We start from the raw sequence: 12938 nt of genomic DNA, 5'->3' as shown, positions 1-12938 counted from the left end.
AAAGCCTGGTCCGAGCCGCCGACCATGAAGGTCAGCGTTCCGCCATTGGCTATCATCAGCCTCCATCCGCTCATCAATCAGCGGCCTTTCCAACTCCCCGGACGCTTGGCGACGAAGGCTTCCATGCCTTCCTTCTTGTCCTCGGTCGCGGTCAGGATCTGGAACAGGCGGCGCTCGGTCAGGATGCCCTGAGCCAGCCCGGTCTCGAAAGCCAGATTGACCATTTCCTTGTTCACCATCGCGGCCATGGGCGGCATCCCCGCTATGGTCGCGGCCGTCTTCAGCGCGTCCTCCAGCAGATCAGCCGCCGGAACGATCCGCGCGACCAGACCGGCGCTTTCCGCTTCTTCGGCGCCCATCATGCGGCCGGTCAGGCACATTTCCATCGCCTTCGCCTTGCCGACGGCGCGGGTCAGACGCTGCGATCCGCCCATGCCCGGGGCGACGCCCAGCTTTATTTCGGGCTGGCCGAATTTCGCGGTGTCGGCGGCCAGGATGAAATCCGCCATCATCGCCAGCTCGCATCCGCCGCCCAGCGCGAAGCCGGCGACCGCCGCAATCCATGGCTTGCGGGTGGCGACGACCTTGCTCTGCCAGCCGGAGAAGAAATCCTCCAGGAAGAAGTCCGCCGAATCCTTCTCCACCATTTCCTTGATGTCGGCGCCGGCGGCAAAGGCCTTCTCGCTGCCGGTCAGGACTAGGCAACGCTGCGACGGATCGGCATCATAGGCAGCAAAGACCTCGCCCAGATCCTTCAGCACCTGGCTGTTCAGCGCATTCAACGCCTGCGGGCGGTTGAGCGTGACCAGCGTCACCGCATCGCGCTGTTCCACCAGGATCGTTTCATATGCCATTGCCGTCTCCCTTCATTGACCCATTGCGATCCGCTCTATGCAGCGCGACGGCCCTTGGCCAGCCCCGGCAAGCCGCATCTTCGCAGCCGCTATCGGCACAGATGCATGAAGTCCCGGTCATAGCTGCGCAGATGCGCGCCGCCATCGATATAGAGCGTCTGGCCCGTCACCGCACTGGCGCCCGCCAGATACAGCACGGCTTCGGCAATCTGCTCCGCCTGCGGCAGACGCGCCAGCGGCATCATCGCGGACAGCCTTTCCATCTGGCCTTCGTCATAATCGGGCGTCGCGATGGTGAGTCCGGGGGCGACCGCATTGACCCTGATCTGCGGCGCCAGGGTGGAGGCGGACAGCCGCGTCAGCCCCGCCAGCGCCATCTTCGACAAGGTATAGGCCAATTGGTCGCCATGTGGATGGTCGATCCGCTGATCCAGTATATTGACGATGCACCGGTCGCCTGTGCCGGCCGGAATGGTGGCAAAGGACTTGGTGAGCAAGGTGGGCGCGGCGCAATTGACCGCATAATGGCGCATCAGGTCGTCGGCATTGACGCTGTCGAGCCGATCCTGGCCGAAGATCGCCGCGCTGTTGACCAGGACATCGGGCGGACGGCCGAAACGTTCCGCGACCAGCGCCACCAGTTCCTCCGCCCCTTCCGGATCGCTGAAATCGACGGTGAAGCCGTCCCATTCGGTCCCATTCTCCTCCAGCGTCAGCGCCAGATGGGAATCGAGCCGGGTATCGTGGCTGCCATGGATCGCCAGCGAATAACCTGCCCGCGCGAAGGCGGCGGCGATGATGCCGCCCAGCCGCCGATGGCCGCCCGTCACCAGCGCGAGCCGCTTTTGCGCCAGCGGCCGTGCGCCCGCCTGTTCGGCGCGCTTCCCAGTGCCCCCGAGGGGCCGATAGGCGGGAGCTTCCTCTTCGCTCACGATCCGATCAGCTTCAGCACTTCTTCACGGCTCTTCTCATCGTCGCGGAAGACGCCGAGCATGCGGCTGGTCTTCATGACGACATTGGGCGTGCGCACGCCACGGCCGGTCATGCAGCCATGGGTCGCCTCGACCACGACCGCGACGCCCTGGGGCTTCAGATGTTCCCAGATGCAGTTGGCGACTTCCGAAGTCAGCCGTTCCTGCACCTGAAGCCGGTGGGCGAAGGCGTGCAGCACACGCGCCAGCTTCGATATGCCGACGACATATTGGCCGGGCAGATAGGCGATGTGCGCGACGCCCACGATGGGCGCCATATGGTGCTCGCAGTGCGACTGGAACGGTATGTCCTTCAACAGCACGATGTCGTCATAGCCGCCGACTTCATGGAAGATGCGCGAAAGATGATAGGCCGGATCGTCGTCATAGCCGCGGCAATATTCCTTCCACGCCCGCGCCACGCGCTGGGGCGTTTCCACCAGCCCTTCCCGTTCCGGATCGTCGCCCGACCAGCGGATCAGCGTACGAATCGCGTCGGCCACGTCCGCCGGAACCGGAATCTTGATCGACTCGCCCGCAGTTTCGGCATCGGGATCATATTCCATGGACGGCACCACTCCTTTGTTGCTTCCGGGCATATGGCGACTGATTTACAGGAACGCCAGCCCCTTCGCCCTGCTGGACAGGACATGCTGGCGGTGGCACATGCAGGGGAAACCGGGTCAACCGGGGTCGCCTCAAATCATCACAGCGGAACCATGCGGACCGAACAGATCGCCGCCGTCCTCCTTGCAGCGGGCACATCCTCACGATTCGGGGAAGAAGACAAGCTGATGGCCGATTGGCGGGGCAAGCCCGTCGCGGTGCATGCGCTGGAAACCATCGCCTCCATGATCTTTGCGGAACTGGTTGCTGTGGTGCGTCCTGTCGGCCAGGCGCCGGTCCTGCATCGCCGGCTGGAGCGGCGCGGCTATTCGATCCTGGTCAACGATCGTCCGGAAGACGGCATATCGGGCAGCATCGTCCGCGCCGTGGAGCATGTCATGCCGATGCGGAAATGCCGCGGCATATTGATCTGCCTGGCCGACATGCCCGACGTGCCGCAGACGCATTACAACCGCATCTGCCTGGCGGCGGAGGACATCCGCTCCGTCGTCGCCAGCACCGACGGATTTTCCTCTTCGCCGCCCGCCTTCATCGGGCGGAAGCATTTCCCCGAACTGCTGGCGCTGCGGGGAGACCAGGGCGCGCGGGCGCTGCTCAGCCATGGCGTGCAGATCGAAACCATGGGCGCCAGCCTGCGCGACATCGACACGCCGGAGGATCTGGCCGAACGGCGGCCCGAATAGCGCATCAGCTCGACCGGGTGGGATCGGTCATGGGATCGCCCATCTCGCGCGGGTCGGCCGAGCGGCCCAGCGGCAGAGAACCCGTCTGCCGCTCCAGCATGCGATGCACGACCGGCGGATTGGGACCGCTGTGCAGCGCGTGGATGGCTTCGCTGTTCGCCATGTCGGCAACGGTCCGGCGGCTGTTGTGGCGGACATAGTCCAGCCAGGTCGACACATGATAGCGTTCCACCCACAATTCCGGATCGCCCAGATCGCGCAGCAGCGACCAGCCATGGGCGCCGTCGCGGCGACGGATGCGGCGGCGTTCGCTCATCGCCGCCAGGAATGGGACGACAGATCCGGCGGCTATGCGATATTCTATGGTGACGACCACCGGGCCGCTGCGGGGCTCGATCGGAACGGCGGTCTGCGGCTCACGCCACAGGTTCTGGAGGTCGAGATTCTCCTCGCCCGTCTGCGCCAGCGGACGCGCATAGCCGATCAGGGCCGAGGCGAACTGGACGGCTGCCGCGCCATAGAGGGCGGTGACGACGCCATGATCCTCCGCCATGGTGCCGAACAGCCATGCACCCCCGGCCATGCCGCCGAAGGCGACCATCTGATACAGGGCAACGGCCCGCGCCACGACCCAGCGAGGCGCCGACATCTGGACCGAAACGTTGAAGGTCGAGAGGGCGATCACCCAGCCCGCGCCCGCCATCAGCAGCCCCAGCAACGCAACGACCAGCCAGTCGCTGACCGCCATCAGCACCGTCCCGGCCGCAAGCGCCATGGCGGCCGAGCGCACGATGGTCTCGACCGAAAAGCGGCGGCGCAATTGCCCCGTCGACAGCGCCCCCAGCACCGCGCCGATGCCGAAGGCGCCGCTGAGCGCGCCGAATGTCAGCGCGCCGCCGCCCAGCAGGTCGCGCGCCACCAGCGGCATCATCGCTGAAACGGCGCTTGCCCCGATGCCGAATGCCGCGCTTCGGAGCAGCACGACCTGGATGTTGGGCGACATGGCGACGTAACGAACCCCAGCGCGCATCGCGAGGCCGATGCGTTCGCGCGGGAGGAGTTGAGGCGGCCGTTCGGGACGCCAGCGGGCAAGCACGGCGACCAGCCCCACATAGCTGATGGCGTTGACCAGAAAGGCCGTCGCCGCACCGGCGGCCGCGACGATGACGCCGCCCAGCGCCGGGCCGATGCTGCGCGCCATGTTGAAGCCCATGGAATTGAGCGAAACGGCATGGGGCAAGGCGGCGCGCGGCACCATGTCCCCGACCGAAGCCTGCCAGGCCGGTCCGTTGATCGCGGTGGCGCAGCCGACGAGGAAGGTGAAGCCCAGCAGGGCCCAGGGCGTCACCCAACCCATCCAGGCGAACAGCGCCAGCAGGGCGGAGACGATGAGCATGAACAGCTGGCAGATCAGCATGACCACCCGTCTGTCGCTATTGTCCGCCACCGCGCCTGCCCAGAGCGACAGCAGCATGATCGGCAGGGTCGTCGCCGCCGGAACCAGCGCGATCATCTGGGGCGAGGCGGAGAGCGAGGTCATCATCCACTGCGCGCCGACGGACTGGATCAGCCCGCCGAAGTTGGAGGCGAGGCTGGCCCACCAGATCGCGCGGAAGATCGGGATCGACAAGGGCGACGGCGCTTGGGAGGGGTCCGACTCTGACACGCTTTCCATGAAGCGGAATAAGGCGGGCGGGTCAAATCCGCGAATCATTAAAAGAATTGAAAAGGGTTGAAACGTCCGCCGGAGGACGAGGCGGGGGCCCTTTGGCGGGATGACGTTACGGTCGGGCGGGCTGACGATTGAGGCTTGCACTTTACGTAAACGTAAATACATTCGCAGCGAACATCCGGCGCCCAGCGGAGAGGAATGGAAAGCCATGGAAGCCTTTATCTACGATGCCGTCAGGACGCCCCGGGGCCGGGGCAAGGCCGACGGGTCGCTGCACGAAATCACCCCGATCCAGCTGGCGACGCAGATGCTGCAGGCGGTGCGGGACCGGACGGAGATCGACACCGCCGATGTTGATGACGTCATACTGGGCTGCGTCAGCCCGGTGGGCGAACAGGGCGCGGACATCGCCCGCGTGGCGGTGCTGAACGCCGATTACGCCCAGACCGTGCCGGGGGTGCAGATCAACCGTTTCTGCGCTTCGGGGCTGGAGGCCGTGAACATGGCCGCCGCCAAGGTCTATTCCGGCGAAGCGGGCCTTGCCATCGGCGGCGGCGTCGAGTCGATGAGCCGCGTGCCCATGGCTTCGGACGGCGGCGCATGGGCGATGGACCCGGCGGTCGCCTACAAGACCTATTTCGCGCCGCAGGGCATCGGCGCCGACGTGATCGCGACCAAGTTCGGGATCAGCCGCGACGATGTCGACGCCTATGCCGTCGAAAGCCAGCGGCGCGCCAAGGCCGCCTGGGACGAGAAGCGCTTCGCCAAATCCATCGTGCCGGTGAAGGACGTCATCGGATCGGTCGTCCTGGACCATGACGAGCATATGCGGCCCGACGCGACGATGCAGTCGCTCGCCAGCCTGAAGCCGAGCTTCGCCGCGCTGGGCGAGGAGATGCCGGGCTTCGACACCATTGCCCTGCTCCGCTATCCCGAACTGGAGAAGGTCAACCATGTCCACCATGCCGGCAACAGCAGCGGCATCGTCGACGGCGCCGCCGCGGTGCTGGTCGGCAACAGGGAGATGGGCGAGAAATATGGGTTGAAGCCCCGCGCCCGGATCAAGGCGATGGCGTCCATCGGGTCGGAACCGCTGATCATGCTGACAGGGCCTGAGTTCGTGGCGGGCAAGCTGCTGAACCGGGCGGGGATGAGCAAGTCCGACATCGACCTGTGGGAACTGAACGAGGCCTTTGCCAGCGTCGTCCTGCGCTACATGCAGGCGATGGACCTCGACCATGGGCAGATCAACGTCAATGGCGGCGCGATCGCCATGGGCCATCCGCTGGGCGCGACCGGGGCGATGGTGCTGGGCACGGCGCTGGACGAGCTGGAACGGACCGGCAAGGGCACCGCGCTCATCAACCTGTGCGTCGGCGCGGGCATGGGCACGGGCATCATCATCGAGCGCGTTTGAACAGTGGACCCGTTCGTCCTGAGTAGCCATTGAGCCCGTCGAAATGGCGTATCGAAGGATCAATGCTTCGATACGGGTCTTCGACAAGCTCAGCCCCTACTCAGCACGAACGGAGGTAGGAAAGGTTGCCCAAAATGCAGACCATCAATTTCGACATCGACGCCGACGGCATCGCCACGCTGACCATCGACGTGCCCGGCCAGTCGATGAACGTCATCGGCCCGGATTTCCTGGCCGATCTGGACGCGGCGATCACGCGCATTTCCTCCGAAGAGGCGATCAGGGGCGCGGTCATCGCGTCGGGCAAGGACAGCGGCTTCATGGCGGGCATGGACCTCAAATATTTCGGGTCGATGCTGGTCAGCGAGAATGGGAAACGCCCCTCCCCCGCCGCGATCTTCGGCAAGGTTTTCGTGCTGAACCAGTTGTTCCGGCGGCTGGAGACCTGCGGCAAGCCGGTCGCCTGCGCCATCGAGGGCACCTGCGTCGGCGGCGGGTTCGAACTGGCGCTGGCCTGCCATCGCCGGATCGTGGGCGACAGCCCGAAGACGCAGCTTGGCCTGCCCGAAATCCTGATCGGCCTGTTTCCCGGCGGCGGCGGGTCGCAGCGCCTGCCGCGCATCATGGGGGTGCAGGCGTCGCTGATGTATATGTTGCAGGGCAAGCTGTTCCGTCCCGCCGACGCGGCGATGATGAAGGTGGTCGATCAGGTCGTGCCGCAGGGCACGGCGGTCGAAGCCGCGCGCGAATGGGTGAAGGCCAATCCCAACGCCTCCGTGCAGCCATGGGACGTCAAGGGCTTCAAATTCCCCGGCGGCGCGGGCGGGTTCAATCCGGCCTTCGTCCAGACCATGGCGGGCGCCCTGCCGATGACGCTCAAGCAGGCCCAGCGCAACATGAACGCGCCGATCGCGCTGCTTTCGGCGGTCTATGAGGGGGCTTTCCTGCCCATCGACCGGGCGATCCGGGTCGAGAGCAAATATTTCGCCAAGGTCGCGGCCGACCCGCAGGCGGCGAACATGATCCGCAGCCTGTTCGTCAACAAGCAGGCGGCTGAGCGCGGGGCGCGGCGGCCCAAGGACCAGCCCAAGGCGCCGACGAAGAAGCTGGCCATGCTGGGCGCGGGCATGATGGGCGCAGGGATAGCCACCGTGGCCGCGCAGGCGGGGATCGAGGTCGTGCTGTTCGACCGCGATCAGGCCTATGCCGAAAAGGGCAAGGCGCATGTCGAGGAGGTGCTGAAGAAGCGGCTGGGCCGGGGCATGACGCCGGAGAAGATGGCGGAGACGCTGGCCCGCGTGACGCCGACGACGGATTATGCCGCGCTGGCCGGAGCGGACTTCGTGATCGAGGCGGTGTTCGAGGATGTCGCGATCAAGGCCGAAGTGACCAAGAAGGTCGAGGAGGTGCTGGGCGCGGATACGATCTTCGGGTCCAACACCTCCACTTTACCGATCACCAAGCTGGCGAAGGCGTGGAGCAAGCCGGAGAATTTCATCGGCATCCACTTCTTCTCGCCGGTCGAGAAGATGCCGTTGGTGGAGATCATCCTGGGCAAGGAAACCGGGCCGGCCGCCATCGCCAAGGCGCTGGATTTCGTGGCCCAGATCAGGAAGACGCCGATCGTCGTCAATGACTCGCGCGGCTTCTATACCTCGCGCTGCTTCGGCACCTATGTGCAGGAGGGCGTCGAGATGGTGGCGGAGGGGATCAATCCCGCGCTGATCGAAAATGCCGGGCGGCAACTGGGCATGCCGGTGGGGCCGCTGGCGGTGGGCGACGAGGTTTCCATCGAGCTGGGCCACAAGATCGTCGTCGCCGCGCAGAAGGAGCTGGGCGACGCCTATGTCGCGCAGCCGTCCGACGCGGTGATGGCGCGGATGGTCGAACTGGGGCGGCTGGGGCGGAAAAGCGCCAAGGGCTGGTACGACTATCCGGAGGGCGGGAAAAAGCATCTCTGGGCGGGACTGGAGGAGATGTTCCCGCGCGCCGCCGTGCAACCCGATGTCGAGGAAGTGAAGGAGCGGCTGCTCTACCGCCAGTTGATCGAATGCGCGCGCTGCTTCGAGGAAGGCGTGCTGGAGACGCCGGAGGATGGCGACATCGGGGCGATCTTCGGCTGGGGCTTCGCGCCCTATACAGGGGGACCGTTCAGCCATATGGACACGGTCGGCATCGGCCATGTCGTCGCGGTGCTGGAGCGGCTGGCGGCGACGCATGGCGATCGCTTCGCGCCCACGGTCCAGTTGCAGGACATGGCGGCAAGCGGCGCGACTTTCTATCGCCCCGTTTCGTCCCGCGCCGCGGCATGAATGGGGTGGGAATCGTCACGAAGCTGATCTAGTCCTGACAGGCAAAGGGCTGTAACCTTCTCATTCGTCATGCTGGACTTGTTTCAGCATCCGTTTCGCCCTCGGCAAGACCTGAGTCCGGAGGCGCGATGGATGCTGAAACAGGTTCAGCATGACGGGGGAGAATGGCGGCGGCCCTGATCTATCGGGAGACCTTCATCTTATGAGCGAAAAGCCGACGGTTCTGGTCACGGGCGGGGCCGGCTATATTGGCAGCCATGCCGTATTGGCGTTGCGCGACGCGGGCTATGGCGTCGTGGTGATCGACAATCTGGTGACGGGGTTCCGTTGGGCGGTGCCGGACGATGTGGCTTTCGTCGAGGGCGATATTTCCGATCAGCCGCTGGTGCAGAAGGCCCTGCGCGATCATGGCGTGAAGGCGGTGATGCACTTTGCCGGATCGGTGGTGGTGCCGGAATCGGTCGAAAATCCGCTCAAATATTATCATAACAACAGCGCCAAGACCCGCGACCTGATCGAGAGCGTCGTGACCGTCGGCGTGCCGCATTTCATCTTCTCCTCGACGGCGGCGACCTACGGCATTCCGGAAGAAAGCCCGGTCAGGGAGACCACGCCGCAGCGGCCGATCAATCCCTATGGCATGTCGAAGCTGATGACCGAATATATGCTGCGCGACGTCAGCGCGGCGCATGCGATGAACTTCTGCGCGCTGCGCTATTTCAACGTGGCGGGCGCCGATCCTGCCGGGCGGACGGGGCAGTCGACGGCGGGGGCGACGCATCTGATCAAGGTCGCGGTCGAGGCGGCTTTGGGCAAGCGGAGCCATGTTTCGGTGTTCGGGACCGATTTCGACACGCCGGACGGGACCGGGGTGCGCGACTATATCCATGTCACCGATCTGGCGGCGGCGCATGTGCTGGCGCTGGAGGCGCTGATGGCCAGGCCGGAGCAGAATTATCTGCTCAACTGCGGCTATGGCCGGGGCTTTTCCGTGCTGGAGGTGCTGGATGCGGTCGACCGGGTGACGAACCTGAAGATCGACCGGCGGATGGAGGGGCGGCGCGCGGGCGATCCGGATGCGCTCATTTCCGACAATCGGGCGATCATGGGGGAATTTCCCTGGACGCCGCAATATGCCGATCTGGATCAGATCGTCACCCATGCCCTCGCCTGGGAGCGCAAGCTGACCGAGATACAGCAAAAGGGGAATGGAGGGGAATGAGCGCGGAGTCGGTCCGGGCCTTCTTCTCCGCCCATGCGCCAGATGTCGCCATCATCGACCAGGGGGTGAGCACCGCCACGGTCAATGAGGCGGCGGAGGCCCTGGGCGTGGTTCCGGCGCGGATCGCCAAGACGCTGTCGTTGCGGGTCGGGGATGAGGTCGCGCTGGTGGTGGCGCGGGGCGATGCGCGGCTGAATAACGGGAAGGCGAAGGCGGCGCTGGGCGCCAGGCCGCGCATGCTGGGGCTGGAGGAGGTGGAGGGGCTGACCGGGCATCCGGCGGGGGGCGTATGTCCCTTTGGGCTGACCTCTCCCCTGCCCGTTTATTGCGATATTTCGCTGCGGGATTTCGAGACGGTGTTCCCGGCGGCGGGATCGCGGACGACTTCGGTGGAGTTGACGCCGGAGCGGCTGGCCGAGCTGACCGCCGCGCGATGGATCGACATCTGCACGATCCCTGAAGACAATCTGGCCGAAGAGAATTGAACGACATGCCTACCGAACATCTTTTCGTCGATGGCGCGCTGGCGGCGGCGGACATGGCGCGGCGGATCGCCGCGATCCTGGGGGATGCCATCGCGGCGCGGGGGGTGGCGACGATCGCGCTGTCGGGCGGGCGGTCGCCACGGCCCGTGCTGGAGGCTTTGTCGGGGATGGCGCTCGACTGGGGCAAGGTGATCGTGACGCTGGTCGACGAGCGCTGGGTGGCGCCGGACCACGCGGACAGCAATGAGCGGCTGGTGCGCGGGACTTTGTTGCAGGGGAAGGCCGGGGCGGCGCGGTTCGTGCCGATGAAGAATGAGGCGGCGGACGCCTATGCCGGGCAGGCCGAGTGCGAGGCGGCGTTCGCGGCCCTGCCCTGGCCGCTCGACATCGTGCTGCTGGGGATGGGGGAGGATGGGCATACCGCTTCGCTGTTTCCGGGGGCGAAGGAACTGGCGGAGGGGCTTTCCACCCACGCCCTGACGATCGCGGTCACGCCGCCCGCTGCGCCGCATCAGCGCATGTCGATGAGCGCCCGGGCGATCCTTGCGAGCCGGCATATCTTCCTGCAGATCGGCGGGGCGGCGAAGAAGGCGGTCTATGACCGGGCCTTGGCGGGGGGGCCGGTGGAGGAACTGCCTGTCCGGGTGGCGCTATGCCAGCATGCGGTTTCGGTGGAGGTTTGGATTTCGGAATAGGTTCAGTCGCGCGGCTTGTGCCTGGAGATGAGATAGCGCCAGACGCCGACGAGATTGATCAGGAGCAGCGCGATATTCTGGAAGCCTATGCCTTCGCTGTCTTCCGACAGGAAACCCCAGCCGATCAGGGCGATGGAGGATGTCACGAAGAGGACGAAAGCCCAGCCCGTGATGCGGCGGCCGAGATTGAGGGAGACGATGAAAGCGGCGATGGTGGCGGCGCCTGCGCCATAATATTGCAGCGCGTCGAGCATGGTTTCGTTCATCCATCGCCAACGCGGCAATTGTGACAAGGTTGCGGCGCGGGTAAGAGGCGACGCATGGTTGCCAATATCGATCCTTTTCACGCCATCGCCATCAGCCGGGAAGCCCACAGGCTGGAGGCTGAGGGGCGATCCATCCTGCATATGGAGTTCGGGCAACCGTCCACGGGGGCGCCCTCTGCTGCGATTATGGAAGCGCATGCCGTGCTGGACCGCGACCCCATGGGCTATTGGGAAAGTGCGGCGCTGAAGGAGCGGATCGCGCTCCATTATCGGGAGCGCTATGGCGTGGCCGTGGAAGCGGAGCAGATATTGCTCACCTGCGGCGCTTCGCCGGGGCTGGTGCTGGCGCTGACCAGCCTGTTCGCGCCGGGTGCGCGGGTGGCGACGGCGCGGCCGGGCTATGTCGCCTATCGCAATACGTTGAAGGCGCTCTATCTGGAGCCGCTGGAGGTCGATTGCGGGCCGGCGGAGCGTTACCAGATCGGCGCGGCGGCGCTGAAGGCCCTGGAACCCGCGCCGGATGGGGCGATCATCGCCAGCCCGGCCAATCCCACAGGGACCATCATTCCCGCCGAGGAGATGGCGCGCATCGCGGAGGTTTGCCGGGTGCGGGGCATTCGCATCGTCTCCGACGAGATTTACCACGGGCTCAGCTATGGCGAACCGGCGCGGTCGATGCTGGAATTCGCGCCGGACGCCATCGTCGTGAACAGCTTCTCCAAATATTTTTCCATGGCCGGGTGGCGGCTGGGCTGGGTGGTGTTTCCGCCCGGCCTGATCGACGCGGCGCGGGCGCGGATGGGCAATCTGTTCCTGACGCCGCCTTCCCTGGCGCAGCATGCGGGGTTGAAGGCGTTCGACTGCATCGATGAGCTGGAGGGGCATGTCGCGACCTATCGGCGCAACCGGGAGTTGCTGCTGGCCGCCCTGCCCGCGCTGGGGTTGAAGGAGATCGCGCCGCCGGACGGGGCCTTCTACATCTATGCGGATGTGGGGCATCTGACCAATGACAGCCTGTCCTTCTGCCAGAGGCTGCTCCGCGAAACGGGTGTGGCGACGGCGCCGGGGATCGATTTCGATCCGGTGGACGGGCACCGGCATATCCGCTTCAGTTTCGCGGTTTCCACCGATCGGGTGGAGGACGCCATCGCCCGGATGATCCCCTGGTTCAACGCGCAGGGCGGCGGGGCAAGGGATTGATCCATTCCGGCTGGATCGGCAAATTCCTCTGGTATCTTAAATATTTGCGGTTAATCGCTGGGGTGCGACCCGAAGCTTTTACCCTGTAAAAGCTCGCCTGCCCGGCAGCCATGCTGCCGGGCTTTTTAGTGCATGGCCATGTCTGGAAAGAGGGCATCGAACCAGGCAGGGTTCGCAAGGGCGAACCGAACGGCCGCCCGAGCTTATGCGAGGATAGCGAAGGCCGCGGATGCGGCCGCCCGGCGCTTGAGGCAAAATAAGCTTGAGGCAAAATAAGATGGTGCGGGCGGTCGGAATCGAACCGACACTCCTTTCGGAACCGGATTTTGAGTCCGGCGCGTCTACCAGTTTCACCACGCCCGCATGCCCTTCAGCCGCGTTCCGGATGGAGGATGATTCCATCTTCCGCCAAAAACGCCAGGGTGGAGCGCCAATGGCAAAATCGGCGGCCAGCGTCCAGCCAAAAATCGACGCTTTCATCCTCTCGCGGTTGCGGGATGGGCCCCACAGGGATAGCCTGCTTGCGTAACGAGT

The 12938-nt window shown here is 65.3% G+C and carries 12 protein-coding genes and 1 tRNA gene; 7 read left to right on the top strand and 6 right to left on the bottom strand.

The genetic code is table 11. The features are described from left to right. Positions 1–77 precede the first annotated feature (77 nt). From K7W03_RS16870 to folE, 3 genes are all read right to left on the bottom strand, one after another. On the bottom strand, positions 78–854 hold the full coding sequence (locus K7W03_RS16870) for an enoyl-CoA hydratase-related protein (protein WP_222886859.1): 777 nt from the start codon (positions 852–854) through the stop codon (positions 78–80). Positions 855–943: 89 nt separating this feature from the next. Then, positions 944–1786: an SDR family oxidoreductase gene (locus K7W03_RS16865; RefSeq protein ID WP_025550996.1), complete on the bottom strand. Its 843-nt coding sequence runs from the start codon at positions 1784–1786 to the stop codon at positions 944–946. After that, entirely contained in the window at positions 1783–2391 is a 609-nt protein-coding gene (folE, locus tag K7W03_RS16860; protein ID WP_025550994.1) for a GTP cyclohydrolase I FolE, read from the bottom strand. The genes K7W03_RS16865 and folE overlap by 4 nt, the downstream gene beginning before the upstream one ends. 153 nt (positions 2392–2544) lie before the next feature. Between folE and K7W03_RS16855 the strand changes: the two genes are divergently transcribed. Then, positions 2545–3135 (top strand): nucleotidyltransferase family protein, encoded by a 591-nt coding sequence (locus K7W03_RS16855; protein WP_222886858.1) that lies wholly within the window; start codon positions 2545–2547, stop codon positions 3133–3135. 4 nt (positions 3136–3139) lie between these two features. On the opposite strand, the gene K7W03_RS16850 is transcribed toward K7W03_RS16855, so the two are convergent. Then, positions 3140–4810, bottom strand: coding sequence for an MFS transporter (locus tag K7W03_RS16850; protein ID WP_061939739.1), 1671 nt, complete (start codon positions 4808–4810; stop codon positions 3140–3142). A gap of 205 nt (positions 4811–5015) precedes the next feature. Here K7W03_RS16850 and K7W03_RS16845 point away from each other — a divergent pair, with 205 nt between their 5' ends. The 5 genes from K7W03_RS16845 to pgl all read left to right on the top strand — a co-directional run bounded on the left by K7W03_RS16845 (position 5016) and on the right by pgl (position 10938). Beyond that, the gene (locus K7W03_RS16845; protein ID WP_222886857.1) at positions 5016–6224 is read left to right on the top strand and encodes an acetyl-CoA C-acetyltransferase; all 1209 of its coding nucleotides are present in this window, start codon (positions 5016–5018) and stop codon (positions 6222–6224) included. 134 nt (positions 6225–6358) lie between these two features. Beyond that, the gene (locus tag K7W03_RS16840) at positions 6359–8536 is read left to right on the top strand and encodes a 3-hydroxyacyl-CoA dehydrogenase NAD-binding domain-containing protein (protein WP_222886856.1); all 2178 of its coding nucleotides are present in this window, start codon (positions 6359–6361) and stop codon (positions 8534–8536) included. Between the two features lie 202 nt (positions 8537–8738). Beyond that, a complete protein-coding gene (gene galE / locus K7W03_RS16835) occupies positions 8739–9758 on the top strand; it encodes a UDP-glucose 4-epimerase GalE (protein WP_222886855.1) in 1020 nt (339 codons plus the stop codon). After that, entirely contained in the window at positions 9755–10243 is a 489-nt protein-coding gene (locus K7W03_RS16830; RefSeq protein ID WP_222886854.1) for a YbaK/EbsC family protein, read from the top strand. Before galE ends, K7W03_RS16830 begins: the two co-directional genes overlap by 4 nt. A gap of 5 nt (positions 10244–10248) precedes the next feature. Continuing rightward, positions 10249–10938: a 6-phosphogluconolactonase gene (gene pgl / locus K7W03_RS16825; RefSeq protein WP_222886853.1), complete on the top strand. Its 690-nt coding sequence runs from the start codon at positions 10249–10251 to the stop codon at positions 10936–10938. A gap of 2 nt (positions 10939–10940) precedes the next feature. Here the strand turns inward: pgl and K7W03_RS16820 are convergent, their stop codons facing one another. Beyond that, the gene (locus K7W03_RS16820) at positions 10941–11204 is read right to left on the bottom strand and encodes a hypothetical protein (RefSeq protein WP_025550982.1); all 264 of its coding nucleotides are present in this window, start codon (positions 11202–11204) and stop codon (positions 10941–10943) included. A gap of 54 nt (positions 11205–11258) precedes the next feature. Here K7W03_RS16820 and K7W03_RS16815 point away from each other — a divergent pair, with 54 nt between their 5' ends. Then, positions 11259–12404 (top strand): aminotransferase class I/II-fold pyridoxal phosphate-dependent enzyme, encoded by a 1146-nt coding sequence (locus K7W03_RS16815; protein WP_222886852.1) that lies wholly within the window; start codon positions 11259–11261, stop codon positions 12402–12404. A gap of 278 nt (positions 12405–12682) precedes the next feature. Here K7W03_RS16815 and K7W03_RS16810 read toward each other — a convergent pair. Next, positions 12683–12767 (bottom strand) — tRNA-Leu (locus K7W03_RS16810). Positions 12768–12938 lie beyond the last annotated feature (171 nt).

Origin of the sequence: Sphingobium sp. PNB (genome assembly GCF_019873065.1) — a bacterium.
In the GTDB taxonomy this organism is placed as follows: domain Bacteria; phylum Pseudomonadota; class Alphaproteobacteria; order Sphingomonadales; family Sphingomonadaceae; genus Sphingobium; species Sphingobium fuliginis.
This window is presented reverse-complemented; position numbering and strand designations above follow the sequence as displayed.